We start from the raw sequence: 26,657 nt of genomic DNA on the forward strand, positions 1-26,657 counted from the left end.
GGACGAGATTTAGAACGCTTGTCCTCTACTCTGATCGGCTTTCACTTTGTTGCCGCTTGCGTTCTGATGCTGGCGAAAATCAAGCCATTTTTTGGATAGGGCTTTGCCCAGCCTCTAGGACCATCCCCACACGCGTGGGGAAAACGAGTTCACGCACCCGGTTTACATCCCAGACAACGGACCATCCCCACACCCGTGGGGAAAACCAGGAGCTGGACCGATCAGTCGGGGCCGGTGCAGGACCATCCCCACACCCGTGGGGAAAACACGATGGCGCTCTCCGGGAGGGTGAGGCGGGCAGGACCATCCCCACACCCGTGGGGAAAACGACCCCACCGTCAGCAGCGGCGCGGCGCTGTACGGACCATCCCCACACCCGTGGGGAAAACCCCTGCTGCCGAGCCGCCTCCCGCTCCTCCTGCGGACCATCCCCACACCCGTGGGGAAAACACGAGCGCCGTAGTCAGGGCGATGATGGAGCCCGGACCATCCCCACACCCGTGGGGAAAACGCATGGGGCGTGTACTGGGCCACGCGCTATCCCCGGACCATCCCCACACCCGTGGGGAAAACGGCCAGGGCCTCAAGGACGGCGAGGCGAGCTGCGGACCATCCCCACACCCGTGGGGAAAACCCGCCAGTACGGGTATACCGACGGCTGGCGGGCGGACCATCCCCACACCCGTGGGGAAAACGCGTCCACCTAGACCAGCCCCTTCTCGCGTAGCGGACCATCCCCACACCCGTGGGGAAAACTTGTCGAGGTCCTCGGGGATCACGCCCCGGCGCGGACCATCCCCACACCCGTGGGGAAAACCAGCTCCGGCTTCCCAACAACTCCCGGCACATCGGACCATCCCCACACCCGTGGGGAAAACGTCCCGGTGTGGGCGACCCCCGGCGCGTAGGTCGGACCATCCCCACACCCGTGGGGAAAACGTGCTGCTCACGGTGTTGCTGGTGATGCTGTTCGGACCATCCCCACACCCGTGGGGAAAACTCATGCACGAAGGGCACGACCACCGCGGGGACCGGACCATCCCCACACCCGTGGGGAAAACTGGATGACGAGGAGACAGGTGCGCGCTACGCCCGGACCATCCCCACACCCGTGGGGAAAACGGGTCGTACCCCATCGCGTGGATGTGGGCGTTCGGACCATCCCCACACCCGTGGGGAAAACCCGTGAACGCGGGTCCGCTCCAGCTCGAACCGCGGACCATCCCCACACCCGTGGGGAAAACGTGTCGGCGGTGGGCAGGCTGAGCCCCCACCGCGGACCATCCCCACACCCGTGGGGAAAACCTGGAGGCGGGTGAGCCCCCGGCCGCCCTCCCCGGACCATCCCCACACCCGTGGGGAAAACGCCAGCGGGGTGAACGACGCGACCCTCGCCCCCGGACCATCCCCACACCCGTGGGGAAAACGAACACCCGTTGTCGCGGCCGCATTAATCAGGCGGACCATCCCCACACCCGTGGGGAAAACCACAAGCCCAGCAGGCTGCCCCTGCTGGAAAGCGGACCATCCCCACACCCGTGGGGAAAACCGCAGCAGCCGGTCGAGCAGGGTGTCGCCCGCCGGACCATCCCCACACCCGTGGGGAAAACACCGTGTGGGACGCAGTTTTCGAGACTGCGTCCGGACCATCCCCACACCCGTGGGGAAAACGCGAGCAAGGAGGTCTCGAAGTTCGGCCAGGGCGGACCATCCCCACACCCGTGGGGAAAACCAGGTCACCCAGGCGCAGGCCCAGCCCGGGGACGGACCATCCCCACACCCGTGGGGAAAACACCTCGATTCGCCCGGCGCCCACGGTCGTGCCCGGACCATCCCCACACCCGTGGGGAAAACCCTCTCAAAACACAAGCCTTCCCAGGCATCACCCACACCGAGATCCCCACTCCAACTCCGACTCACCTCACAATTTGTCGTCGTCCTCGGGGGGGGCATACTCCCGGCTGAGTTCCGTATGACGGGCGTTGCGGACGGCGACCAGTTGATAGCCGTCGAGGCTGACGACGCGGCGGGTGGCGTCGCCGTGGGTACGGATCACGAAGCCCTGCTCGTTCCCCGCGCGGTAGACCTGGGTGCAGCGGCCCCGGCGCGTGTGCTGCACGGCCTTGTCCCACAGCAGGTCACGCACGAGGGCCGAGGCGTTGCCGACGTACACGCCCGGCTGCACCTCGATCAGCCAGCGGGCAAGTTCGCCGCGCAGGCTCTCAGGAACGGCTTCCAGGGTCATCACCAGCATAGTTCTTTCCTCCCGTCGCGTTGCCCCCCGGGTCCCAGAGGTCGCCCGGCGCACTCGGCTCCGGGTCCGGGTCGTCGCCGCCGAGGAGGTGAACGAGGTCCGCCGCCATGCGTTCGAGGAGCCGAAGGCGGGTCATGTGGTCGCGCAATCCGGTGCGGACGCGGCGTTCGAGGTCGTCGCCCGGGGTGGCCGCCTCGCGGAAGGCGACGGGGAGCACCACCTCGACCTTGTAGAGGTCGGCCACGTCGTAGACGAAGGACAGCAGCTTGCCGGTGTGGACGAAGCCCAGGGCCGGGCTGTACCCCATGCTGAGGATCGCCGCGTGCGCGAGGCCGTACAGGCAGGCGTTTCCCGCGCTGACCGCCTTGTTGATCGGCGTGGCGCGGTCCCAGTCCTGCTGCCTGTACTGCCGGGCGTCCCATTTGACCCCGTGGGCGGCGCTGTAGCGGGCGTAGGCGTCCCGCATCCGCGCCCCCTCGCGCCCGCGAATCTGCTGGAGGGTCAGGTCGTCCGGCAGCCCTTCCGGGAAGCGCATCGCGTACATCTGCCGCACGACCTTCAGGCGGCTTTGCGGGTGGGCCCACAGCATGGCCTGGCGGTGGAGGCGGGCCGCGCTGCGGGTCTCGCCCAGGCCGCTCGCGTACAGGCGCACGCCCCCCTCCCCGACCCACAGCAGCGAGCAGCCGGTGTCGGAGAGGGCCTTCACCGCCTCGTGGCTCACGCTGCACCCCGGGCCGAGGAGGAGGACGCTCAGGTTGGCGATGGGGACGGTGAGCATCCCCTCCGGGTGGTAGGCGCGCACGCCGCGCCCGTCTTGCTCCAGGCGGGTGTGTTCGAGGTAGAGGTAGCCCGTGCCGTCGCGGAATTTGGGCAGCTCGCGCAGGTTTTGCCGCTGCCAGATGATCGCGCCCTGGGGCGAGGGTTGAGTCACGGGGCACCTCCGGCAGGCGCGAGGCTCAGCAGGCCGCAGCCGAGCGCCTTGGCGTGGCCCAGGCCGCCCCGCACGGCCGCGAGGAGCGCCGCGCCGTCGCTCACTTCGATCAACCCGCCAAAGGTGACGGTGTGGAGGGTGAGGGTCTGGGCGCCCTTGCGGGTGCGGACGGTGCCGCTGTGGGCGATATCGGCGGCGAGCAGGTCAAAGCCGTGCTGGCCGCCCTGCCGCTCCAGCCAGAGAAGCTGCTCGTGCGGCCCGCGCAGGGCGTGGCGGCGGCTGCGGCCCCGCTCGTCGAGCCTGCGTACCGTCACGTTCGCCCGCAGCCGGAAGCGCAGGGCACGGCCGGGGGTCAGCGCTCCTGTCAGGTCCACCGCCTTGACCTCCCGGCCCCGCAGCGAGCCGGGATGCCGGGCGTTCAGGGCCTCCCAGTCGGGCACGGTCAGGCTCTGCACCAGCAGGGTGGCCCGGTCCTCCCGGCGCCACAGCAGCCGCTCGCCGTCCGGCAGGGGCGCCCCCTCCACCCCTGCCCCCGGAAAGGCCCAGCGCAGGGTCTGGTGCAGGGCGTAGGGGCTGGCGAGGTCGCGGGCCGTACGGGGGTCGCGGTCGTCGAAGGTCAGGCGGGAGAGGTGCAGCGGCGTCACGCACCCACCTCCTCGCGGTCCTCGTGCCGGAGCACCGGGTCGCGGGGCAGGTCGAGGTCGGCCGTCACCGTCAGCACGTCGCGGGACACGTAGCGCCGCCGCGCGAAGGGACCGTCCGGCACGTCCTGCCGCCGGGAGGGGGAGGCGCGGCCCCGCTCGCCCTCCGGCACCGCCTCCCGGTCCAGCACCAGGCGGTAAGGTTCGCCGTTCTCCTCACGGCGCAGGCCGGGCGCCTCCCGCAGCGCGTCCCACAGGGTCACCTCCAGCGGAGGCCCGGCGAAAATGGGCAGGCTCGGCTGGAAGGCCCTCCGCCCCAGCGACAGCGGCCAGTGCGGGTTTTTCAGGGCGGCGTGCAACTCGGCCAGCACCTCCCGGTCCCCCTCCAGCCCGGCCCAGAAGGCGGCGTCCGCGAGGTAGGCGCGGCGGGTCACGTCGGTCCGCGTCTTCGGGGAATGGGGGAAGAGCTGCGCCGTGTGGTAGTCGCTGGACGCCACCCCCTGACGGTCCACCCGCACGCCGAAGCGCAGGCGGGTCAGGTGGTCCACCGGCTCGGCCCGGTCGATGCCCAGCGCCGCCGCCGCGAGGCCCAGCACGCCCGAGCGGCTGGGTTCGGCCTCGGTGTCGCGGTCGTCGAAGCGGCTGCGGGTGCCCCAGGCCTGCATGGGCGCCACCAGCCGCAGCAGCAGGGTCGCCACCGTCAGGCCCCCAGCGCGTGCAGGGCGTCCGCGACCGTCGCGTCGATCAGGGCCGCCACGCCGGGCATCGCCTCCCCGAAGACCTCGTGCCCGCCCTCCCGCGCCACGAAGCGGGCGGTCCCCGCGTCCCCGAACACGCCGTTTTGCCAGCCCATCTCGTCGGCCAGCGCCGCGACGCTGGGGGCCAGGTAGCCGCCCCCACCCTCGGCCCGCACGCCCCTCTCGAAGGCGTTGGCGAGGTTGCGCGGCGAGGTGTCCCGGCGCACGACCTGCACCATCAGCCCCGGCAGGTTGTGCGCGGCGAAGGTGTTCTGTTTGCCCGTCGGCGCGGCGAAGACCGAGGCGTACAGGAAGGCCCGCAGCCCCCGCTCCAGCAGCTCGCGGTCGCCCTGGAGGTTCTCCAGCAGCTTGCCCAGGTCGATGCAGGCGTAGCGGTAGACGGTCGCGCTGGCGAACTCCACCGTGCCCAGCATGTCGGCCCCGGCGTTGTCCTCGGGCTTGAGGTCGTCCACCGCCGTGTAGAAGTCGTACTGCCGCTCGCGCAGCCCGTGGGTGCTGATCGCGTGCGCGACCTGCGCCGCCGCGTCGGCGTTCTTGTCGGGGAGGTCGGCGAGCATCCGCCCGAAGAGGGCCACGTCCACCGCCCTGGAGCCGTTCAGCGCCCCGGCCAGTTGCTTGCCCAAGTCACCGCCCAGGGTCGCCTTCTTGCTGGCCTTTTTCTTGCCGCCCTCCTCGGACGCGGGGGCCGCCGCCTGGAACTCGGCCCAGTTGGCGTTGATGATGTCGGCCACCCGGCGCAGCTCGTCGCGGCCCAGGAAGAGGAGGTACTGGTTCTTGCCGTCCTTGACGGGGAGGCCCAGCCCGCCCAGCGCGAGTTCGGCGGCGGCGCGGCACTGCTCCCCCGTGCGGCCCTCGCCCGCGAGCAGCTCGGCAATCGCCTCGTGCGCCCGCTTGGTCCGCACACCCATCTCGTCCGGCCGCAGAAGCTGCCGCCCCCCGAAGTCCTGCCGCATGGCCCGCTTGAACGACTGCGAGGAAATCCGCAGCCGCCGGGTGCCGCCGAAAAAGGCGTCCTTGGGGCTGCCCGTGTCGTCGCGGTTGAGGTTGCTGGGGGCGAAGTTCTGGAGGTAGTGCAGTTCGAGGAGGGCTTTCATAGCGTGTCTCCATCGGCGTCGTCGCCGGTCTGGGAAGAGGGGGTCGGGGTGGGCGGCGCGTCTTCCGGGGAGGCTGTGGAAGGCACCTCGGCCTGCGCCTTCGCCTCCCGGCTGATCTCGCGGTAGAAGTCCTGCGCCCACTCGCGGCGCACGCGGTCGCCCCAGTACAGGAGGTCGGTGGTGAGGCGCACCCAGTCGGGCGTCAGGTCCCCGGTGGCAAGCAGGGTCACCGCCTGCCGCATCTGGTGGTTCAGGCCGTCGCGGTCGGTGTCCAGCAGCCCCAGGAAGCGTTTCTCGGTGCTGGGCCGCCGGTCCTGCGCGAGGTAGAGCCTACCCATCAGCAGGCCGATGGAGGGGCCTCTTTCCGTGTCGGCGTTCTCGGCGGGCGGCATTTCCACCTCCGCCGCGTCGCCCTCGTCCTGCCGGGCCCGCGGCCCCAGGGCATACAGGCCCGCCACGAGTTGCAGGGCGTCTTTCCGGTAGGGTTCCGCCGCGCCGTAGCCGGTGCGGGTATACAGCCCCTCCAGCCAGTACACGCCGCGCTCGTCGCCGCCCAGCCCCCGCCGGAGCTGCGCGAGGGGGCCGCGTTCCAGCCGACGCAGCTCGGCCACGAAGCGGGCGGGGCGGTCATCCGCTACTTTGGTCATGGGTGCCTCCGTTCTTGAGGGTGCCCAGGGCCCCCAGCAGCGGCCCCTGCGCTTTCTCGATGGCCCGCAGGCCCACCGCGTTCATCCCGGCGGCCTGCTCGGCGGTGCGCCAGCCTGCCCGCGCCGCGCGGCTCAGGGCGGCGTGCCAGCCCGCCAGGGCCGCGTCCGTATTCGCGTCCAGCGCCAGCAGGTAGGTGCGGAAGGGGGTGTCCAGCCCCGCCCAGTAGCTTGGTTCGGCGGGAATCTGGGCGGCCAGCTTGCCCACGTCGTCCTTGTGGGGGTCGCGCTCACCGTCCTTTTTCAGCAGGGCGTGGGCGAGAAGGTGGACCGAGCGGCGCAGGCCCTCGCCCACCGTCCCCGCGTCGGTCAGGGCCGCCCGCACGTGGTCGCGGAACCCCTCGGGATTCTCGATAAAGGCTTCCGGCAGCGTGTAGGTCTCCTGCCGCATGGCAAAGGCCTTGCCCTGATCGGTGAGCTGGCCGAACACGACGACGGGAATGACCGGGTGCGCGGCGCGGGCGTCGGGCGTGCCTTCCTCGGCCCAGCCGCCCTCGGGCGCGTCCTGGGAGGGGAGGCTCTGCCGGGCCTCACCCGTTCGCCCCAGCCGCTCGGCAGCGGCCCGCATCACGTCGCGGGCGTGCGAGACGGTCTTGGGCGGAGTGCCGGGCCGGACCTTCACCCCCCCCTTGCGGTCCTCGGCCACCTGGGCGGCGGGGTCGGGCAGCAGGGCGTTCAGGTCACGCCACAGCAGCCGCTCGCGCCGCAGTTTGTAGGGAAAGGGTTGCTCGTTCTTGGGGTCGCGGCTGGGGCGCAGGCTGACCATCGGGTCGGTGCCCGTGCCGCCCCCCTCGCCCGCCCCCTCCAGCGGCATTCCGGCGCCGAAGCCGACCGAGCGCACGACCACGCCCCCTGGCGTCTCCTCGGGCAGCAGCAGAACGCTGCGGCTGGGCCACGCGTAGCGGCTGGCGTACCCCCCGGCCACACGGGGCCGCTCGGGGTCGTACCGGGCGCGGATGTGCTCCGCGGTCAGCGGCTCCTCCTCCCAGGGCGGCAGGTCCTGGTCCCGCATGGCCTGCGGGTAGGGCACGAGGTTGAGGCAGAGGGTCTGGTGCAGGTTCGCCCCCTCCGCCAGAAACAGGCCCGCCGTCGCCACCGGAGCCGCCCGCGCCGAGGTGGTGAAGCGTTTGATGAGTCCCCCTAGCGCGAAGGTCTGGTGCGCCACGAGGTGTAGGGCCGCCCGCGCGGGCGTGAGCGCGTCGCTGCGAAGGCCACCGGGCCGGGCCTCCACGTTGAAGAGGGCCGTCGTGTTCGGGCTGCCCTCCTCGGTGCTCAGGCGGGTCCAGTGGCTGCGGAAGTTCTCGCCCACGGCCGCCGGGTCCAGCCCCACGATCTGCATGAAGGGTCGCGGTCCGAAGAGGTGGAGGCGGTCGGCATACCGCTCCAGATAGCGGGCCACCTCGTCCGGAAACCGCCCAGCCAGATACCAGTCGGCCCCCTGCTCCGCGTCCCCGGGACCCCTCAGCGCCCGGTGCAGGAGGGCCAGATGGAGCCGGTAGAGCGCGGCGGTCTGCAACGGGTGCCCGGCGTCGATGCGGCCGAAGTCGGCGGCCCGCAGCAGGGAATCCCGAAGAGCGACGGGCCGACGCTCGCCGTCCTGGGTGACAACAGGAATCCACTCCCTGTCCAGCAGGGAAAAAGTGTCCAACGGTTCACCTCCAGCCTTATTGTCGGGATGGGGCGTCGCTGGACTGTCACAGGTGGTCTTGCCGTCCGCACACAGGCACAAAAGTTGAGCCTGCCTCCCTCATGGCTGCCGGGACGCGACTGTGCGACCGATTTTGTCGCTTCCTCCCGGTACGCTCCCCACATGACTCAACTTCACCCGATCACGGCGGCGGCGCGGACCCTGTGGGCCAAGAGTGCGAAGAAGAACGCGGACGGCTCGGTGGGGGCCTGGCTCCCCGTCCTCAACCACCTGCTCGACGTGGCGGCGTGCGCGGCGGAAATCTTGAGCCTGGAGCCGCCGCAGACGCGGGCACTGTTTGGGGGCGACCTGGGGCTGGAGGGCGAGCAGGCGCTGGCCTGGACGCTGGCGCTGGTGGCCCTGCACGATCTGGGAAAGGCGAGCCCGGCTTTTCAGGTGCTGTGGGCCGAGGGGAAAAACGGGGTGGACCCGGCGCTGCGCTTCCCCGCCGAGTTGCGCGAGCCTCACGCGCCGCACGGGGTGGTGACCCAGGCGGTGCTGCCGGACTTCCTGACCGGGCTGGGGTGGCCGGGGCCGGTGGCGCGGGGCGCCGCGGACGCGGTGGGGTGCCATCACGGGTTCCGGGTGGAGGACCGCGAACTCAACCTCCCGCAGGCGCAGACCGGGGACGCCCGCTGGGGGCAGGTTCGCCAGGAGCTGTGCCGCCTCGTCACCCTGGGCATCGGTGCCCGCTACGACGCCGTGCCCACTACCGTCACCCTCACCCCCGCCGCCTTCATGCGTCTCGCGGGCCTGACCAGTTTCGCGGACTGGTTGGGCAGTTCCTTCCCGCTGCCCACGGTGACGGATTTCTCGGCCTATGACGACCCGGCGGCCTACTTCGCGCGGGCGCGGGAACGGGCGCGGCAGACGCTGGCCGGGATTCGCTGGCCCGTATTCGCCCCTCTGCGCGAGGAGCTGCCCCCCTTCCCCGAGGTTTTCGGCTTCCCACCCCGCCCCCTCCAGACGGCGCTGGCGCAGGCCCTGGCCGATGTCAGCGGCCCGGCCCTCGTGCTGGTGGAGGCCCCGATGGGTGAGGGCAAGACGGAGGCGGCCTTTTACGCGCACCTCCAGCTTCAGCGGGCGGCGGGGCACCGGGGCATGTACGTGGCACTGCCGACCCAGGCGACCGGCAACGCGATGTACGGGCGCTTCGCGGAGTTCCTGAAGGCGCAGGGCCGGGAGACGCCGCCCGACCTGCAACTCGCGCACGGGGGCACGCTGCTGAACGACAAGTTCCAGGCGACCGTCCGGCGCACCCGCAACGCCGAGCGCGACCCCGCCGAGGCCCACGGCTACGGCGTCCGCGCCGAGGAGTGGTTCACCCACCGCAAGCGGGCGCTGCTGTCCGAGTACGGGGTGGGCACGGTGGATCAGGCGCTGCTGGGGGTGCTGGGCGTGTCGCACCAGTTCGTGCGGCTGTGGGGGCTGGGCAACCGGGTCGTCGTGCTGGACGAGGTTCACGCCTACGACACCTACACGTCCGAGCTGATCGCGGCCCTCGTCGCGTGGCTGCGGGCGCTGGGGTCCAGCGTGGTCATCATGAGCGCGACCCTGCCCGGGTCGGGCCGTCGCGCCCTGCTGCGGGCCTGGGGCGTGGAGGACGCGCCCACGGCGGCCTACCCGCGCCTGACGGTCGCCCCGGCGCGGGGAGAGGTCCGGACCCTCACCGTCCCCGACCACGACGAGGACGGCACCGCCAGCCGTCCGCGCCAGCACGTCACCCTGCGGCCCCTGGGCAGCGCGCTGGAGGAAGTCGCCCGGCAAGCGGTGGACCTCGCGGTGGACGGCGGGTGCGTGGCGGTGATCGTGAACACCGTGGCGCGGGCACAGGCGGTGCAGGCGCGGGTGCTGGCCGAGCTGGAGGGGCGGGGCGTGACCGCCCGGACCTGCACGAAGGGCGGCGGCAAGGACCCCCGGGCCGTCAGCGTGCTGCTCTACCACGCCCGCTACCCGGCGGACGAGCGGCTGGAGCGCGAGGAGCGGGTGCTGCGCTACCTGGGCAAAGGCGGCAAGCGCCCGGAGCGTTTCATCCTGATCGCCACCCAGGTGGCCGAGCAGAGCCTGGACTTCGACGCCGACGTGATGCTGACCGACCTCGCGCCCGCCGACCTCGTGCTGCAACGGGCCGGGCGGCTGCACCGCCACGCGGCGAACCGGGGGAAGCGGCACGGCCACGACGACGCCGTGCTGCACGTCTCCGGGCTGGACGAATGGCCCGACGCGAGCCTGGAGCGCGAGTTCTGGGGCCGCGTCTATGCCCCCGCCCTGCTCTACCGCTCATGGCTGTCGCTGCGGCGGCGCCTGGCGGCCGGGTTGACCCTCCCCGACGATCTGGACGAGCTGGTGCAGGAGGTGTATGTCCCCGATTTTGCCGCACCCGAGCTGGCCCCCGAACAGCGCGAGCAACTCGCGGCGGCCGAGGCGGACCTGGAGAACAAGCGCGGCAACGAGGCCAAGACCGGCCTGTTCGCCCACATCGGCCGCCCCGCCGACTTCTGGCAGACACCCCTGCACCGCCGCCCCGACCCCGACAGCGAGAGCCTCAATGACGACCCCGCCGCCGTGGGGGCCGGGGAGGAGCCGGAGCGCCCCCGCACCCGCCTGGGCGAGGAAGGGGTGCGGATCGTACCCGTCGAACGGACCGAGAATGACGTGTGGCGGGTGTGCCGCTCGCCCTTCTGGGACCGGGGGCAGGAAGACATCGCGCCCCTGTTCGACCGGCTGGGCAAGGCCGACACCGACCACGCCATCCGGATCTACCGCCGCTCCCTCAGCGTCTCCCGCTGGGAACTCGTGCGCTTCGGCCTGGCGAAGTGGGAGGAGCAGGGGCAGTCGCTGGGGGGCGAGCACCGGGGCTGGCGGGCGCATCCACTGCTGCGCGACGCCGTGCCGCTGGTCTTCACGGGCGGCGTGGCCGTGGTGAAGGGCCTGCGGGTGCGGCTGGACCCCGAGCGGGGCCTGGTCTACGAGGGCGGGTGAGGTTCCGGGGACACGGGGGCCTCACCCGCCGCCCCGAATTCCGGCTCGTGCCGCCGCAGCGCCGCGCGCAGTTCGCCGAGCCAGTGCCGCCGCACGAACGCCGGGCCCAGCACGTCCACCCTCGGTCCCCAGGAGAGAATCCAGGGGATGAGTTCGCGGGGCAGGCCGGTGTGGTCGGTCCCGGCGCGGATGTCGAGTTCGACGCTGCCGTCGGCGTAGATCAAAGGTTCGCTGGCGTTGGGATAGCCGCCCTCCAGCACGCGGTAGGCGGCGTCGGGCGTGAAGCGCAGCCGCACGGTGATCGGGTTCTGGCCGCCGATCACGCCCCAGGCGTCGGTGAGGTAGTCGCGGGGGTTGAAGTCCTCGGGGATGGTGTAGGTATCGCTCAGCGTGGCGGGATTGAGCATCCGCCCGAGCTTGAAGGTGCGGACCTCGCCCCGGCGGCGCCGCTCCAGCCCGATCACGTAGGGGGCGAGGTTCGCGCGGCTGACCTCCACGAAATACACGCACAGCTCGTTGCCGCGTTCGAGTTCGCCGTTCGGGCGCTTGTAGTCGAAGCGCAGGACCTGATGGCGCTCCCAGGCGAGGGCGACCCGCTCCAGGGTGCCGTCGTCGCTGCGCCGGGCGGTGTTGACGACCACCGACTCGTTGAGCACCCGCCGGGTCGCCTCGGGCAGGCTATGGGCGATCTTGTGCAGGGCGCTGATATAGCGGCTGTGGTGGGCGGGCGCGTGGTGGTAGAGCAGCCGCACGGCGGCGTGGACGGTCAGCACCTCCACCGGATCGAGCGGCTCGCGGCGGTGGGGGATGTGGTACCTCCCGCCCCGTTTCTCCACCCCCCGGCTCATCTGTTCGAGGTCGCTCAGGGCCCGCTGGACCGTGCGGATGGGCTCGCGGAGCAGGTCGGCGAGTTCGCGGCTGGTCAGGGGCCGGGACCGCAACTCGTCCTCGATCAGCCGCAGGCGCTGAGCCTTGCGCCAGGTGCTGCGTCTCTGGGTGTCGGTGGACGGCGGCTCGTGCCGTTCCGGGTCCTGGGGTAGGGGTTCGCCCACGGTGGTCCTCCACCCGTGAGGATGCGCGTGGCGTGTCGCGCCATCGTCGCGCCGGGGTCTATTCCGGCTCGCGGCTGCGAGAATCTCAGTCCCTCTGACGCAACTCCCCCTCCCGGTCGAGGACCCAGGGGAGGGTGACGCCGCTCAGAAAGGCCTCGACGGGCTGGCCGGAGTCGAGGGCCGACCGCACGTCGTAGTCCCAGTCGGCCCCCGGGTCGAGGAAGTACGCGCCCGAGCGGGCCTGCACGCTGGCCTCCCAGCCCAGGGCGCGGCGCAACTCGCCCGCGATGCGCGAGACCGCCTGCCTGCCGTGCCGCTCGCGGCGGTCCTCCCGGTCGGAGACGGCGAGGGCGAGTTCCCCGGTGCCCGCCCGCCCCTCCGCCTCCAGCAGCGCGACGAGCAGCACGCCCGCCCGCGAGGTCGGCCCGACCGGCACCGGGCGCCCGTTCACCCGCACGTCGAGGGGACCCAGGGCACGCACCGTGACGCGGGTGCGCCCCGCGCGCGGCAGGGGAGCCGGGCGATCCGGGCCGGGGAGGAGGGCGAACAGCTCGGGAAAGGCGTGCGCCTCCTCGCGGGCCCAGAGGGTCCGGGGGTCGAGGCCGCCCAGGTGTGCGAGCGCCCCGGCGGGGTCGCCCCCCTGCCGGGCGAGTTCGGCGCGCACGACCCTCCCCCGGTCGGCGTCCTCGCCCGTGAGGGGACCCGTCCGGCCCAGGGCGTCCCGCGCGGCGGCGGGGTCTCTCAGCGCGGCGTAGGCAGCGGCCACGTCCACGAAGACCCACGAGCGGCCCGTCCGGCGGTCGCCGGGGGTGGCGAGTGTGGCGCGGGTCAGCCACTCCAGGGCGCTGCGGGCCCGGCCCGCGAGGCGCAGGGTGTGGCCCAGACCGCGCCACGCCTGCTGGCGGTCGTCGTCCTCGGCCTCCAGGTCCAGGGCGGCGCGGTAGGCCGAGGCGGCGCGGTCCCACTCGCCCAGGGCGCGGCGCACGGCCCCCTCCCCGCACAGGGCGCGGGCGCGAAAGGCCGCCGCCGCGCGACCGACCCGGCGCACCCGCCCGAAGTAGGCCTCGGCCTCCTCGAAGCGGCCCGCGCGCAGGCACACCAGCCCCAGGTTGTGCAGGGCGAGCGCGTGGTAATAGGGGTCGTGCTCGACAGAGGGCAGCGCCTGGGTGTAGGCGCGCAGGGCGCCCTGCACGTCCCCGCGCCCGCTGAGGGTCGCGCCCTCCTCCAGCCACACCAGGGCCAGCGCCCGGCCGGAGGCATGGAGGCGCGCCCGCGCGTACGCCTCCCGCCAGCCCTCCCGTCCCAGCGCGGCCAGCGAGCGCGCCCGCACCCGCCAGCCCAGGGTGTCCTCGAAGCGGGTGAGCCCCCCGGTCTCCGGCCCGGCGTCAGGGTGGGTGTCCAGCGATTCGCTTAGGCTGGGGGCCAGCCCCTCCAGCGCCTCTCCGAACCGCTCCTGCTGCGAGAGCGCCCAGGCCGCGTAGACGTTCAGGAAGGGGGCACCCAGCCCGGCCTGCCTGGCGGCGGTCACGGCGCCCAGCGTGTCCCCGGAGCGCCGCAGCCCCGTCAGCAGCCGCAGGTGGAGGCGCACGCCCGGCCCGCCGCCCCGCGTCTCCGGGGGCAGGAGGGTGAGGAGGTCCAGCAGCCGCGCGAAGCGGTCCAGACCCGGCGCCCCCTCGGCGGCGAGCCACAGGGTCCGCAGGGCGAGGTCCGCCCGGCCCTCCTCCACCAGGGCCGGGACGGACAGGGCAAGTTCCTCGTCGGACACGAACGCGGCGGGCGGGCGCGGCACCCGCTCAATCTACCGGGCGCCTCCGGAAAGGGTCAGCCGCCCATGCCCCCCTTGTCGTTGTCCCCGGCGAGGAGGGGAGCGGCGGAAGTGGGCGCGGCGACCTGCGGGGCAGCGCTGCGGGCAAGCGGAACGCCGAGCAGCGCGGCGGCCAGCAGCGTCAGGGCGAGGGCGGGGGCGGGGCGGGCGGTCGTGCGGGCGCGGTGGGTCATGGTCGGTCTCCCTCGGGCGGGGCCCGGGAACGGGACATGACGGCCCGGCGGCGCTCGCCTGTGCGGCGGCGTCTGCGGGAGGGGTCAGGTCCGGGCGGCGCGCTCGCCCGCAGGGGTACGGGGGCGCTCGGCGCTGTCTGCATCGCGTTTTCTCTGCGACACGTTCAGCGTGCCCGGGGGGAACGTCAAATTCGGACGCCCGGTTCAGCGCCCCTCGTCGTTCCCGCCTTCGCCTCCGGGCCGCCCGCTCCCGTGGGCCATGCCCGCCGCCCTCCCGGCCCTGGGACCCGCCGCCCGCCACCTCTGGGCCAAGAGCGACCGTGGCTCCCGAGCGGGCCGGTGGCTCCCCGTCCCCCACCCTCTCCTCGACGTGGCCGCGAGCCCGCCCGCACGAACAACCTCCTCGCCGAGGACCTGGGCGTGAGCGCCGAGATCGGCGAGGCCAGCCCCGTCTTCCAGCAGCCCTGGGAGCCGGGGGCGGCGTGCGTCCACACCCACCTGCGGTGACGACCCCCCAGCCCGCCGTTCCGCATGGGGTCGTCACCCAGGAGCGGCTGGGCTCCCCGCTTCCCCTCACCTACGCCGGGCCCGCTGACCTCGCCGCGCACGTGCGGGACGCGGTGGGCCGCCACCCCGTGCTGCGCGGCTACCTTCCCTCGTCCCGACTGACGGCGGGGCCACCCCGGGCCGCACCCGCATACGTACCGACAACAAGCTGGGATTGGTGGACGAGCGCGTCGGCTAAGCTGGGTCTGGGCCGCAGCCCGCGCCGCATGACAATGTGAGGTGAGTCAGACCGTTTTGGCGAGGCTTCGGATGGGAGCGGGTGATTTTGTGGCGGGCGGGAGGGTTTTCCCCACGTGGGTGGGGATGGACCGATCGTGGGCGTACAGACCGGGCGCGTGACCAGTTTTCCCCACGTGGGTGGGGATGGACCGCAGACCCTCGCCCAGCAGGTCACCGACCACAAGTTTTCCCCACGTGGGTGGGGATGGACCGCGCACCCTCAGCCTGCTGCTCGCCCTCCTCCTGTTTTCCCCACGTGGGTGGGGATGGACCGGCCGTTAGAGACCTGTGCCCCTTCAATCACAGGTTTTCCCCACGTGGGTGGGGATGGACCTCGGACTGGGGCTGGACGACCCTCCCCGACGACGTTTTCCCCACGTGGGTGGGGATGGACCGGGCACCGACGGGCACTACATCTGGGTGAACGTGTTTTCCCCACGTGGGTGGGGATGGACCGCTCTTCTCGACCGGGCTCACCACGACGAACTCGTTTTCCCCACGTGGGTGGGGATGGACCGCCCCTGATCGCCGGGCCGGTCGGTCCCGTCCCGTTTTCCCCACGTGGGTGGGGATGGACCGGTTATTCATACTTCCTCCCCGTCCCCACGCTCGTTTTCCCCACGTGGGTGGGGATGGACCGCGATTCAGTACGGGCTCGCCGCCGTCCTGGGTGTTTTCCCCACGTGGGTGGGGATGGACCGTGAACGCGGGTGTCGAGGGTGTAGAGGTCGAGGTTTTCCCCACGTGGGTGGGGATGGACCGGTGTGCGCGGTCCCTTCTGCCTTCCCTTTCCAGTTTTCCCCACGTGGGTGGGGATGGACCAGGTGCACCCTCCTGGCTGACCCCTCTGCTCGTGTTTTCCCCACGTGGGTGGGGATGGACCGGCTCAGGCCCGACCGGGGGCTGACCAGTTCGAGTTTTCCCCACGTGGGTGGGGATGGACCGAGGTGTCCATCGACCCCGAGGCCACGGTCATCGTTTTCCCCACGTGGGTGGGGATGGACCGCGGCGATTGCCCAGATCGACGCGGCCCTGAGAGTTTTCCCCACGTGGGTGGGGATGGACCGCCGCGTGGTGCAGCTCACCAATCTCAACGAGCGTTTTCCCCACGTGGGTGGGGATGGACCGAGGCGGCGCTGAAGGACGCGGGGTGTGCGCGCGTTTTCCCCACGTGGGTGGGGATGGACCGCCGAGATCGCCGCGCGGTACGGTATCTCTCTCGTTTTCCCCACGTGGGTGGGGATGGACCGGTGCGCGTCTATCACACGTTCGGGGACGGTGAGTTTTCCCCACGTGGGTGGGGATGGACCGTGGCCCACGTTCAAGATCAGGGAGGAACCCGAGTTTTCCCCACGTGGGTGGGGATGGACCGACGCGGTGCAGTTCGGAGACGTACCGCGCCAGGTTTTCCCTACGTGGGTGGGGATGAACCGCTGATGTGGAAGTCGCCCGCGCCCGTCGGTGCGTTTTCCCCACGTGGGTGGAATGGACCGGTAATTCGGCGCCGGGTGGTGGGGGCGAGCGAGTTTTCCCCACGTAGGTGGGGATGGACCGAACGCCGCCGACAACGCGACCTCGCAACAGAAGTTTTCCCCACGTGGGTGGGGATGAACCGACCCGGCGCCGCATGACCAGTGCCGGGCCTTCGTTTTCCCCACGTGGGTGGGGATAGACCGGGGAACAAGGAGCGCCAGGTCTACCTCAGGACGTTTTCCCCACATAGGTGGGGATGGACCGCTCGCCACCCCGAGCTGCACGAGCCGCTCCCGGTTTTCCCCACACGTGAGGAGATGGTCCGAGGGCACACAGGTCTCCTTGCCGCCGCACCGTGTATTCCCCATTCACGTGGACACACTTCAAAACGCCACCCCGTCCCGCACCCCGTGGGACGGCTCATCAGCCCGGAATCAGCGTGGGGGGCCTACAGTACCTTAACGGAAGAGGAGCGCTTGCCGGACCTTTGGCGGACGCTCTTTCCTGACCCCAAGGCTAGGATGTGAACCGCCCATGACTCCCGCCGTCTTCTCCCGTCTCGACCTGCCCGAACGTCTCCGGACCCTCCCTCCGCTCAGAGCCGGGCGTGGAGCGTGGTCCCGTCTCCCGCTGCGGGGGTGGGGGCGATGAGGCGGCGGTGGCCGTGGGTGGTCCTTTTCCTCGTGGTGCTGGGAGGCGCGGGGGGCTACCTCTACAGCGAGAAGCAGGAGACCGGCGAGATCGCCCGGGCCGTGTGGCAGGAGCTGCCCGGGAAGGGCGATCCCGAGGAGGCGCAGGCCGAGCCGCTGTTTCAGGACCTGAAGCCCGAGAACCTGAGCCCCGGGCAGGCGGAGAGGCCCGCGGTCGCCCCGGCCACGGCGGAGCAGCCCGGGCCGGGCCGGAAGCCGTCCGAGCAGCCCGCCTCTCCCCCACCGTCCATCAAGACACCTGCCGAGAGCCCGGTTCAGGCGCCTGAGCGCCCCGCCGAAGCGTCCCCCCCGGCCGAGGAGGTGGTCGCGGCGGCCACGCTCACGTCACGTCCAGCCGAGGGGTCGCAGGCCACGGGCAGGCCACAGCCCACGCCGACGAAAGCCGCCCAACCGGCACCCGCACCGTCTCCGGGTGCCGCCGCCCCCAGGCCAGCCACGCCCCCCGCCCAGGCCCCGGTCACGCGGCCAGCCCCCGCGCCGCAGCCGCAGCCCCGGGCCCCGCAGGCGTCCGCGCGCCCGGTGGGGGAAAACGACGGCGGCAGCATGAGGCCCAACCCCTACTCGAACAACGTGCACGTGCTTCTGATCGCCAACGACCAGGAAAGAATCGGCGAGGGCCGGGCCGACTCGATCATGCTCGTCACACTGAACCCCGACCGGCGGGCCGTGACCCTGCTGAGCATTCCGCGCGACACGCGGGTGAACATTCCGGGGCACGGGCTGGACAAGGTGAACCACGCCTACCGCTACGGCGGCGCGGCCTTGCTCAACCGCACGCTGCAACGCTTCTTCGGCTTTCCCTTCCAGTACTACGCGGAGATCAGCTACGGCGGCTTCCGCAACATGATCGATCAGGTAGGCGGGGTGGACGTGAATGTTCCCTTCTCCTTCGACTACGAGGGCTTCCACTTCGGGAAGGGGCCGATGCACCTCGACGGCGAGACGGCGCTCGCCTACAGCCGGATGCGCAAGCTCGATCCGCGCGGCGCCTTCGGGCGCGAGGACCGGCACCAGCAGATCGTGCGCGCCCTGATGGAGAAGCTGGCCGACATTCCGGTGGGCGACACCGTGCGCATGAACGACTTCGCCCGCCAGCTCATCCCGTACGTCCGCACCGACCTGGGCCCGCGCAAGATCGTGACCCTGCGCCGCGCCCACCCCTACGCCGACCAGCCGCCCGTGAGGCTCGGCGTGCGCGGCCACGGGCAGACCATCGGCGGCCTCTACTACTACATCGTGAACGACGCGGAGCGGCGGCGCCTGCACCTCGCCCTGCGGTAGGAGGAAACGAGGGGCGCCCGGCGGGGTGGGTCTGAACCGCCCCGCCGGGCGCCCTCCCGTGTGGCATCGTGGGCGGCGAACCTCAGGACCCCTCCGCCCCAGCCTTGCCGGGTTGACGGACGGGCCCCGTCCCCCTGCCAAGGAGCCTTCTGCCATGTCCCAGTACATCCTCGCGCTCGACCAGGGCACCACCTCCAGCCGCGCCATCGTCTTCGACCGGGAGGGCTCGGTCCGATCCGCCGCCCAGAAGGAATTCGCGCAGTCCTTCCCCCGGCCCGGCTGGGTCGAGCACGACCCCCTGGAACTGTGGAGCACCCAGAGCGGCGTCGCGCAGGAGGCGATCACCCGGGCGGGGCTGCGCGCGGGCGACATCGCCGCCATCGGCATCACCAACCAGCGCGAGACCGTGGTGGTGTGGGACCGGGCCACGGGGCAGCCCATCCACCCCGCCATCGTGTGGCAGGACCGCCGCACCGCGCAGACCTGCGACGCGCTGCGGGCCCAGGGGTACGAGGCGACCTTCCAGGCGAAGACGGGCCTCGTCCTCGACCCCTACTTCAGCGGGACGAAGGTGGCGTGGATACTCGACCACGTGCCGGGGGCGCGGGCGCGGGCCGAGCGGGGCGACCTCGCCTTCGGGACGGTGGACTCGTGGCTCGTCTACCACCTCACGGGCGGGGAGCGGCACCTCACCGACGTGACGAACGCCAGCCGCACGCTGATGTTCAACCTCCACACCGGGGACTGGGACGACGAGCTCCTCGCCCTGCTGAACGTGCCGCGCGCCCTCCTCCCCGAGGTCAGGGGCAGCAGCGAGGTCTACGGGGAGACGGCGGAGGGCTTATTTGGCCGCCGCATCCCCATCGCCGGGATCGCGGGGGACCAGCAGGCGGCGACCTTCGGGCAGGCGTGCCTGGAGCGGGGCATGGCGAAGAACACCTACGGCACCGGCTGTTTCATGCTGATGAACACGGCGGGGGAGGCGGTGCCGAGCCGTCACCAGCTCCTGACCACCGTCGCGTGGCAACTGGGGGGCGAGCGCACCTACGCGCTGGAGGGCAGCGTCTTCGTGGCGGGCGCAGTCGTCCAGTGGTTGCGCGACGGGCTGGGCATCATCCGCGAGAGCCGCGAGGTCGAGGCGCTGGCGACGAGCGTGGCGTCGTCGGGGGGCGTGTTCCTGGTGCCCGCCTTCGTGGGGCTGGGGGCGCCGTACTGGGACCCGTACGCCCGCGGAACGGTGGTGGGCCTCACCCGCGGCACCACGTCGGCCCACATCGCCCGCGCCGCGCTCGAATCCATCGCCTTCCAGTCGGCGGAGCTGCTCGGCGCCATGCGGCAAGACGGCGGCGGCGACCTGCGCGAGCTGCGGGTGGACGGCGGCGCCAGCCTCAACAACCTGATGATGCAGTTCCAGGCCGACATCCTCGGCGTGCCCGTCGTGCGCCCGAGGGTGACGGAGACGACCGCCCTGGGTGCGGCGTACCTCGCCGGGCTGGCGGTCGGCTACTGGTCGGGCCAAGGCGAGATCGCCCGGCAGTGGGGGGCGGAGCGCACCTTCGAGCCGCGGATGGACGCGGACGAGCGCGAACACCGCCTGGGCCGCTGGCGCCGGGCGGTCGAGCGCAGCCGGGCGTGGGAGGAACCGGAGGGCTGAGGACATCCGGGTCTTCTGAACCGCCGCCCCATGTGGAAGCATCCGCTCAGCCTGCCCGCCCCACCCTCCCCCACCGAAAGGACCCCGATGCCCCCGCTCCCCGACCCCCGCTCTCCCCTCCTCGCCGCCGCCACCGCCCCGCAGGTCTGGGACCTCCTCGTGATCGGCGGGGGGGCCTCGGGCCTGGGCACCGCCGTGGAGGCGGCCTCGCGCGGCTACCGCACGCTGCTCTTGGAGGCGCACGACTACGCCAAGGGCACGTCCAGCCGCTCGACCAAGCTCGTTCACGGCGGCGTGCGTTACCTCGCCCAGGGGAACGTCGGCCTGGTCCGCGAGGCCCTGCGCGAGCGCGGCCTGCTGAAAAAGAACGCGCCGCACCTCGTCCACGACCTCGGCTTCCTGATCGCCGCGTACACGTGGTGGTCCACCCCCTTTTACGGGATCGGCCTCAAGGTGTACGACGCGCTCGCCGGGCGGCTGAACCTCCAGCCCAGCCGCCTCGTGAGCCGCGGGGGGGCGCTCGGCAAGGTCCCGACCCTGAAGCGGGACGGGCTCAGGGGCGGGGTCCTGTACTTCGACGGGCAGTTCGACGACTCGCGGCTGGCGATCACCCTGCTGCGGACCTTCGAGGATCACGGCGGGGTGGCCCTCAACTACGCCCCGGTGACCGGGCTCGTCAAGGAGGGGGGCCGGGTCGCCGGGGCCCGCTTCCGCGACGGGGAGACCGGGCGGGAGCACGAGGTCCGGGCGCGGGCGGTCGTCAACGCGACGGGCGTCTTCGTGGACGAGGTGCGCCGGATGGACGACCCCGGGGCGCGCGACATGCTCTCGCCCAGCCAGGGCGTGCACGTGGTCGTGGACCGCCGCTTCCTGCCCGGCGAGAGCGCCCTGATGGTGCCCCGCACGGACGACGGGCGGGTGCTCTTCGCGGTGCCGTGGCATGGCCGCGTGGTGATCGGCACCACCGACACGCCCGTGCCCGAGGCGAGCCTCGAACCCCGGCCGCAGGAGGAGGAGGTCGCGTTCATCCTGGGCACCGCCGCGCGCTACCTCGACCCGGCCCCCACCCGCGCCGACGTGCGCAGCGTGTACGTGGGCCTGCGCCCGCTCGTGAGAAACGAGAAGACCGACGGGGCGGGCTCCACGGCGGCCCTCTCGCGCGACCACATCATCCGCGTCTCGGACTCGGGCCTGCTCACCCTGACGGGCGGCAAGTGGACGACCTACCGCCACATGGGCGAGGACACGGTGGACCGCGCCGCCGCCCTCGCCGGGCTGCCGGAGCGCCTGAGCCTGACGCGGGGCCTGCCCCTGCACGGCTGGAGCCCGCCCGGGGAGACGGCGGGGCGCCCCGATCACCTGCGGGTCTACGGCTCGGACGCGGACGACATCCAGGCCCTCCCGGGCGCGGACCGGCTGCTCCACCCCGAGCTGCCCTACACCGAGGCGGAGCTGCGCTGGGGCGTGCGCAAGGAGAGTGCGCGCACCGTCGAGGACCTGCTCTCGCGCCGCACCCGCGCCCTGCTCCTCAACGCCCGCGCGAGCGTCGAGGCTGCCCCCCGCGCCGCCGCCCTCCTCGCCGAGGAGCTGGGACAGGGCGAGGCGTGGCGGGAGGCGCAGGTGCGGGCCTACCGGGACCTCGCGCGGGGGTATCTCCTGGCCTGAAGGAACGCTGGAGGGCGGCCGCGCCCCCACCTGCCGGGAGGCCTCTAGGATGGGCGGGGCCCGACGCCCCCCTCCACGTTCCCCCAGCAGAAGGGAGTTCCCATGCCCGCATTCGGTCCCCGTCCCCCCACCGCCCCGCGCCCCCGTGAGGCGAACGCATGAGCTTTCGGGAGGTCTTCGGCCGTGAGCCCGAGGTCACCGCCAGTGCCCCGGGCCGCGTCAACCTGCTCGGCGAGCACACCGACTACCAGGGCGGCTTCGTGCTGCCCACCGCCATCCCCCAGCGCGCGACCGTGAGCGTGGCGCGCAGCGGCGGGCGTGAACACCGCCTCCACAGCGCCAACCTGAACCGGACCCTGACCGTGCCCCCCGGCGAGCGCGGCGAGGACTTCGCCCCCTACGTGATCGGCTGCATCGAGCTGCTGGGCGTGACGGACGCCCTCGACGTGCACATCGACAGCAACGTGCCGAGCGGGGGCCTCAGCAGCAGCGCGGCGCTGGAGGTCGGCACCCTGCGGGCCCTGCGCGAGCTGTACGGCCTGGAACAGGACGACGTGGACCTCGCCCTGATCGGCCAGCGGGTCGAGCACGAGTACGTCGGCGTCAAGTCGGGGATCATGGACCAGATGGCGAGCAGCCTCGCCGACACGGACCACATGCTCTTCCTCGACACCCGCACCCTGGAGCGGCAGGTCTACCCCTTCCCGGCGGGGGCGGAGGTCCTCGTGATCGACTCCGGTGTTCCGCGCACCCTGGCGGGCAGCGGCTACAACGAGCGCCGCGCCCAGGTCGAGGAGGCCGCCCGCCTGCTCGGCGTTCCCGAACTGCGTGACGTGACGGACGTGGCGGTGGTCGAGGCCCTGGGGGACGACCTGCTGCGCCGCCGCGCCCGCCACGTCGTCCTCGAGAACGCGCGGGTGCTGGAAGCCCTGCACGCCGACGCGGGGCGCTTCGGGGAGCTGATGAACGCCTCGCACGCCAGCCTGAAGGATGACTACGAGGTCTCGCACCCGAAGGTGGACGAACTCGTGGCCCTTCTCCAGGCCGATCCCCGCGTGTACGGCGCCCGGATGACCGGCGCGGGCTTCGGCGGGGCGCTCGTGGCCCTCGTGCCGCAGGGCGAGGCCGTCTCCGTCGCGGACGGCGTGCTCGCGCGCTACAGCGGGCAGGGCCAGCGGGTCGTGCCCTGAGGCCTTGCCCGACATCCACCCCTCTCCCCTTCTCCCCAGAGGTCCAACCATGAATCTCCTCGTCACCGGGGGCGCCGGATACATCGGCAGCCACACCGTCCGCCGCCTGATGGAGGCTGGGCACCACGTCACCGTCCTCGACAACCTCTCCAGCGGCCACACCGAGGCCCTGCCTCAGGGCGCGGCCTTCGAACGGACCGACCTGCTCGACTTTGAGGCGGTGCGCGACCTGTTCCAGCGGGTCAAGCCGGAGGCGGTCATCCATTTCGCCGCCCTGATCGAGGTGGGCGAGAGTATGCGCGCGCCTGCCCGCTACTACCGCAACAACGTGGTGGGCAGCCTCAACCTGCTTCAGGCGAATGCGGAGACCGTCAAGGCGCCCGTCGTCTTCAGCTCGACCGCCGCCGTGTACGGGGACGCGGAGGTGACGCCCATCCCCGAGGACGCGCCCAAGGGCCCGACGAGCGTGTACGGGGAGACGAAGCTGATGACCGAGCACATGCTCGACGCCTTCGAGCGGGCACACGGCGTCCGCCACGTCAAGCTGCGGTACTTCAACGTCTGCGGGGCCGAGCCGGGCGGGCTCATCGGCGAGGACCACCCCAACAAGACCCACCTGATCGAACTCGCGCTGCTGACCGCCCTCGGCCAGCGCGAGAAGATGATGATCTTCGGGGAGGACTACCCCACCCCCGACGGCACCTGCATCCGCGACTACATCCACGTCGTGGACCTCGCCGACGCGCACGTGCTGGCGGTCCAGGCGTTGGCGGACGGCGCGGCGAGCACCGCCTACAACGTCGGCCTGGGGCACGGCTTCAGCGTGAAGCAGGTCCTCGACGCGGTGGACGCGGTGATCGCCGAAGACGGCCTGCCGCCCCTGAAGCGCGAGATCGCCCCGCGCCGACCGGGCGACCCGCCGAGCCTCGTCGCCGACAGCCGCCGCATCCAGGAGGAACTCGGCTGGACCCCGCACTTCACCGACCTCAGGGGCATCATCCGCACCGCCTGGGAGTGGCACCGCTCGCACCCGCACGGCTTCCGGAAGTAGGCGCCCCCGACCCACTCGCTCCCCCCGTCGGCGCGGCGGGGGGCTTTTTTGGAGGTCGTTCGCGGTTGCTCGTCACGTGACGAGCAGATCGGGCGGCGGAGCGTGGTAGCGTCCGGGCATGACGACTCCCACCCCCGCGACGGACGTGTACTTCGACTTCCTGTGCCCCTTCGCCTGGCGCGGGGTGGAGCTGGCGGACGTGCTGCGGCAGGAACGGGGGCTCCCCTTCCGGCTGCGGCACTTCTCGCTCGTGCAGGGCAACCACCCCGAGAACCCCGACCGCAAGGCCCCGACGTGGTGGCTGCACGAGCAGGGCGCCGGGGAGGGCGAGCCCTTCCAGCGGGGCAGCCTGCGCGCCTTTCTCGCCGCCCACGCGGCGACCCGGCAGGGGGAGGAGGCGGCGTGGCGATTCACCCTCGCCCTCTTCCGCGCCCGCCACGAGCGCAAGGCCGAGCTGGACGAGGAGACGATCCGGGGCGCCGCCGGGGAGGCCGGGCTGGACCCGGAACAGTTCGCCCGTGACCTCGCGGACGACGCGGCGTTGCGTGACGAGCTGGGCGGCGAGTTGCGGGACGCGGCGGCCCTCGGCGTCTTCGGCACGCCGACTTTCGCGCTGCCGGAGGGTCAGGCGGCCTACCTGCGTTTTTCCCGCCTGACCCGCGATCCCAACGAGGCGCAGGACCTCTGGAGCCTGTACGGCGAGGTCCTGCGCTCGGGGGCCGGGATCGAGACGATTAAGCGCCCGCGTTGAGGGCGGTCAATCCCCTCCCGGCACAAGGCTCAGGCGGGCCCGCAGGTCGCGCACCATCGCGGCCCGCTCGCCGCTGCCCACCCCGCGCAGCACCCGCGCCTTGACCTCCAGGGGGTCCTCGAGCCCCTCGTCGAGCGCGAGGCGCAGGGCGTCGAGTTCGATGAGCTTCAGGTCATTCCGCAGCAGGAACGTCAGGGTGCGCATGACCTCCTCGACCTGGGCCTCCCGGGACAGGTCCCGCAGGGCCTCGTCTGCCCCCTCCCCGACTTCCTCCTGAGAGGGCCGTGAAGGGGCCTCGGAACCCTCAGTCGCACTCTGGGTGCGGTCCCGCCTGCGCTGAGCCTTCTGGGGCCCTTCTGGGGCCAGCACGGGCCCTTCGGGGGAGGCGTACTTCTCCGGATTCTTGAGCAGATCGCTGAAGAAGGCCGGTCGGCTGCGGGGTTTGTATCCATCCGCCAGGATGGCCTGGTAGCGGGCGAGGGTGTCTTCAACGGCGTCCTCGCCGTGTTCGCGCACGAATTGCAGGGCGCGGGTCTGGGTGATGCCGATGCCCGCGAGGTCCTCCATCAGCCCCGGGCTGGGGGGGATGAAGGCCTCGCCGAAGGTGTAGTGCAGGTATTTCTTCTTGCCGCGTCCGACGTACTCGACGTTTTTCAGGAAGCCCTTTTCGAGGAGTTCCTCGTGGGCGGCGTCGAGGGTGCGCTGGGCCATGCTGGGGCGGTCGGTCACGATCTTGCAGGCCTGGGCCCACTCCATCAGGCCGACCTGAAAGGTCATCGCCACCCGCTCGGGCTGCTCGGGGTCGCGGCGCTGGGCGTCGAGGAGACGGTAGATGGCCCGCGTGGGCGGGCGGCCCAGCGTCTGCATGAAGCTCAGGTCGAGCGGCTTGATGTACCCCGAGCGGACGCTGCGCGCGATCTCCTGCGGCAGGGTGATCTTGAGGATGCTGGAGGCGTCGAGGCGGTCACTCTCGCCTGAAGTGAATTCCAGGCGGTCGATGTACCGGAAGTTCACGTTCGTCCAGCGCCTACGCGGATGGTCGCGCCAGCCCTCGGCGATGAAGTAGTTCGTGGTGGTCAGCCGTCTCAGGCTCTCGTCGAGGGCGGCGTAGTAACGCCCGCTGTGGTCGAGCCCCGCCGTCTGAAGGAGCTGATAGGGCGTGCAGGTCACGCTGCCGTCGGCGGGGGCCCCCTGGTCGATGTACAGGTTCACGAGGGCGGCGGTGATGTCGGTGTCGATCCCGTGCGGCACCCCGTACTCGGGCATGGCCTGGCAGGTGACCCGGTAGCGCCTTTCGCCGTCCTCCAGCTCCACGCTCCAGTCTCGGTAGCCGGGGGGGATGCGTTCCTGGACGCTGATCAGGCTCAGCCGGGCGATGTTGAGTTCGTCGAAGCGCTTGATGCCGTTTTCGGCCACCGGGGACCCCCTGTTGTTGTTTTTAAATCTTTTAAAAGATCTTTTTAAAAGATATGTTGTAACAACATCAGGCGGTAGGGCGACTCGCGTCCCAGACGGCCTCCAGAGGGGCAAACGGCGCAAGTTGTCCGATAGTTTGGCGCAAGTTGTCCGATAGTTTTGACCCCAAAACGGCGCAAGTTGTCCGATAGGTAGACCCCAAACGGCGCAAGTTGTCCGATACTTTTGGCGCAAGTTGTCCGATAGGTAGACTTTGAAAACGGCGCAAGTTGTCCGATACCTCGGGCCCAAAACGGCGCAAGTTGTCCGATAGTTGAGGGCAAAACGGCGCAAGATGTCCGATAGGTAGACTTTGGGAACATGTAAATCCAAAAATGGCGTCTGGGACAGCGTTTAGGTTGAAACGGCGCAAGATGTCCGATAGCGTGTCTTTTTGGAACGGCGCAAGATGTCCGATAGGTAGATTTGTTGTTCTATGCGTAAATTCAAGTACGTATTAGGTCCACAACAACGATTGTTCAGGGCCTGTACGTCTTTCCGAAGTACCCCCAATGGGGGAATGGGCACCAGACGGGCTGG

General features: G+C 71.5%; 20 protein-coding genes, 1 pseudogene and 2 CRISPR repeat arrays. Of the genes and pseudogenes, 10 read left to right on the forward strand and 11 right to left on the reverse strand.

What is annotated here, in order from left to right:
- Positions 1-99: pseudogene (locus tag IC605_RS16850) on the forward strand (IS5/IS1182 family transposase); the annotation flags it as partial.
- Positions 100-116: 17 nt separating this feature from the next.
- Positions 117-1,854: a CRISPR direct-repeat array (repeat unit 29 nt; unit sequence CGGACCATCCCCACACCCGTGGGGAAAAC).
- A gap of 67 nt (positions 1,855-1,921) precedes the next feature.
- Here the strand turns inward: IC605_RS16850 and cas2e are convergent.
- Genes cas2e through casA form a run of 7 tightly spaced genes read right to left on the reverse strand, consistent with a single transcriptional unit; the run spans position 1,922 to position 8,030 of the window.
- Positions 1,922-2,254 (reverse strand): type I-E CRISPR-associated endoribonuclease Cas2e, encoded by a 333-nt coding sequence (gene cas2e, locus IC605_RS16855; protein WP_246580963.1) that lies wholly within the window; start codon positions 2,252-2,254, stop codon positions 1,922-1,924.
- Positions 2,223-3,185 (reverse strand): type I-E CRISPR-associated endonuclease Cas1e, encoded by a 963-nt coding sequence (gene cas1e / locus IC605_RS16860; RefSeq protein WP_216326841.1) that lies wholly within the window; start codon positions 3,183-3,185, stop codon positions 2,223-2,225. Before cas1e ends, cas2e begins: the two co-directional genes overlap by 32 nt.
- On the reverse strand, positions 3,182-3,829 hold the full coding sequence (gene cas6e / locus IC605_RS16865; RefSeq protein WP_216326845.1) for a type I-E CRISPR-associated protein Cas6/Cse3/CasE: 648 nt from the start codon (positions 3,827-3,829) through the stop codon (positions 3,182-3,184). The genes cas1e and cas6e overlap by 4 nt, the downstream gene beginning before the upstream one ends.
- A complete protein-coding gene (gene cas5e / locus IC605_RS16870) occupies positions 3,826-4,524 on the reverse strand; it encodes a type I-E CRISPR-associated protein Cas5/CasD (RefSeq protein ID WP_216326847.1) in 699 nt (232 codons plus the stop codon). Before cas5e ends, cas6e begins: the two co-directional genes overlap by 4 nt.
- 2 nt (positions 4,525-4,526) lie before the next feature.
- Positions 4,527-5,678: a type I-E CRISPR-associated protein Cas7/Cse4/CasC gene (gene cas7e, locus IC605_RS16875; protein ID WP_216326849.1), complete on the reverse strand. Its 1,152-nt coding sequence runs from the start codon at positions 5,676-5,678 to the stop codon at positions 4,527-4,529.
- On the reverse strand, positions 5,675-6,325 hold the full coding sequence (gene casB / locus IC605_RS16880) for a type I-E CRISPR-associated protein Cse2/CasB (RefSeq protein ID WP_246580964.1): 651 nt from the start codon (positions 6,323-6,325) through the stop codon (positions 5,675-5,677). Before casB ends, cas7e begins: the two co-directional genes overlap by 4 nt.
- Positions 6,306-8,030, reverse strand: coding sequence for a type I-E CRISPR-associated protein Cse1/CasA (gene casA, locus IC605_RS16885; RefSeq protein ID WP_216326851.1), 1,725 nt, complete (start codon positions 8,028-8,030; stop codon positions 6,306-6,308). The genes casB and casA overlap by 20 nt, the downstream gene beginning before the upstream one ends.
- Positions 8,031-8,192: 162 nt before the next feature.
- Here casA and cas3 point away from each other — a divergent pair, with 162 nt between their 5' ends.
- Complete coding sequence (gene cas3 / locus IC605_RS16890; protein ID WP_216326852.1) at positions 8,193-11,051, forward strand: CRISPR-associated helicase Cas3'; 2,859 nt, start codon at positions 8,193-8,195, stop codon at positions 11,049-11,051.
- Here cas3 and IC605_RS16895 read toward each other — a convergent pair.
- The 3 genes from IC605_RS16895 to IC605_RS16905 form a co-directional block, all read right to left on the reverse strand.
- Positions 11,036-12,103, reverse strand: a complete 1,068-nt coding sequence (locus IC605_RS16895) for a helix-turn-helix transcriptional regulator (protein ID WP_216326854.1) — start codon at positions 12,101-12,103, stop codon at positions 11,036-11,038. The genes cas3 and IC605_RS16895 overlap by 16 nt on opposite strands.
- A gap of 85 nt (positions 12,104-12,188) precedes the next feature.
- On the reverse strand, positions 12,189-13,892 hold the full coding sequence (locus IC605_RS16900) for a tetratricopeptide repeat protein (protein ID WP_343216647.1): 1,704 nt from the start codon (positions 13,890-13,892) through the stop codon (positions 12,189-12,191).
- 32 nt (positions 13,893-13,924) lie between these two features.
- Positions 13,925-14,101: a hypothetical protein gene (locus IC605_RS16905; RefSeq protein ID WP_216326856.1), complete on the reverse strand. Its 177-nt coding sequence runs from the start codon at positions 14,099-14,101 to the stop codon at positions 13,925-13,927.
- Positions 14,102-14,440: 339 nt separating this feature from the next.
- Here IC605_RS16905 and IC605_RS16910 point away from each other — a divergent pair, with 339 nt between their 5' ends.
- From IC605_RS16910 to IC605_RS16945, 8 genes are all read left to right on the forward strand, one after another.
- Positions 14,441-14,608: a hypothetical protein gene (locus IC605_RS16910; protein ID WP_216326858.1), complete on the forward strand. Its 168-nt coding sequence runs from the start codon at positions 14,441-14,443 to the stop codon at positions 14,606-14,608.
- Positions 14,605-14,886: a hypothetical protein gene (locus IC605_RS16915; RefSeq protein WP_216326861.1), complete on the forward strand. Its 282-nt coding sequence runs from the start codon at positions 14,605-14,607 to the stop codon at positions 14,884-14,886. Before IC605_RS16910 ends, IC605_RS16915 begins: the two co-directional genes overlap by 4 nt.
- A 64-nt stretch (positions 14,887-14,950) precedes the next feature.
- Positions 14,951-16,321: a CRISPR direct-repeat array (repeat unit 29 nt; unit sequence GTTTTCCCCACGTGGGTGGGGATGGACCG).
- Between the two features lie 707 nt (positions 16,322-17,028).
- Entirely contained in the window at positions 17,029-18,351 is a 1,323-nt protein-coding gene (locus IC605_RS25415; RefSeq protein WP_216326864.1) for an LCP family protein, read from the forward strand.
- Positions 18,352-18,505: 154 nt separating this feature from the next.
- Positions 18,506-20,005 carry a glycerol kinase GlpK gene (gene glpK, locus IC605_RS16925; protein WP_216326867.1) on the forward strand — a complete coding sequence of 500 codons (1,500 nt, stop codon included), beginning with the start codon at positions 18,506-18,508 and terminating at the stop codon, positions 20,003-20,005.
- An 87-nt stretch (positions 20,006-20,092) separates the two neighbouring features.
- Positions 20,093-21,670 carry a glycerol-3-phosphate dehydrogenase/oxidase gene (locus IC605_RS16930; protein ID WP_216326870.1) on the forward strand — a complete coding sequence of 526 codons (1,578 nt, stop codon included), beginning with the start codon at positions 20,093-20,095 and terminating at the stop codon, positions 21,668-21,670.
- A gap of 158 nt (positions 21,671-21,828) precedes the next feature.
- Positions 21,829-22,860, forward strand: coding sequence for a galactokinase (gene galK, locus IC605_RS16935; protein ID WP_216326874.1), 1,032 nt, complete (start codon positions 21,829-21,831; stop codon positions 22,858-22,860).
- A 49-nt stretch (positions 22,861-22,909) separates the two neighbouring features.
- Positions 22,910-23,911: a UDP-glucose 4-epimerase GalE gene (gene galE / locus IC605_RS16940; protein ID WP_216326877.1), complete on the forward strand. Its 1,002-nt coding sequence runs from the start codon at positions 22,910-22,912 to the stop codon at positions 23,909-23,911.
- 118 nt (positions 23,912-24,029) lie between these two features.
- Positions 24,030-24,662: a DsbA family oxidoreductase gene (locus IC605_RS16945; RefSeq protein ID WP_216326879.1), complete on the forward strand. Its 633-nt coding sequence runs from the start codon at positions 24,030-24,032 to the stop codon at positions 24,660-24,662.
- Between the two features lie 6 nt (positions 24,663-24,668).
- Here IC605_RS16945 and IC605_RS16950 read toward each other — a convergent pair whose 3' ends face one another.
- Entirely contained in the window at positions 24,669-26,078 is a 1,410-nt protein-coding gene (locus tag IC605_RS16950; protein WP_216326882.1) for a replication initiator protein A, read from the reverse strand.
- Positions 26,079-26,657 lie beyond the last annotated feature (579 nt).

Source organism: Deinococcus aestuarii, assembly GCF_018863415.1.
In the GTDB taxonomy this organism is placed as follows: Bacteria; Deinococcota; Deinococci; order Deinococcales; family Deinococcaceae; genus Deinococcus; species Deinococcus aestuarii.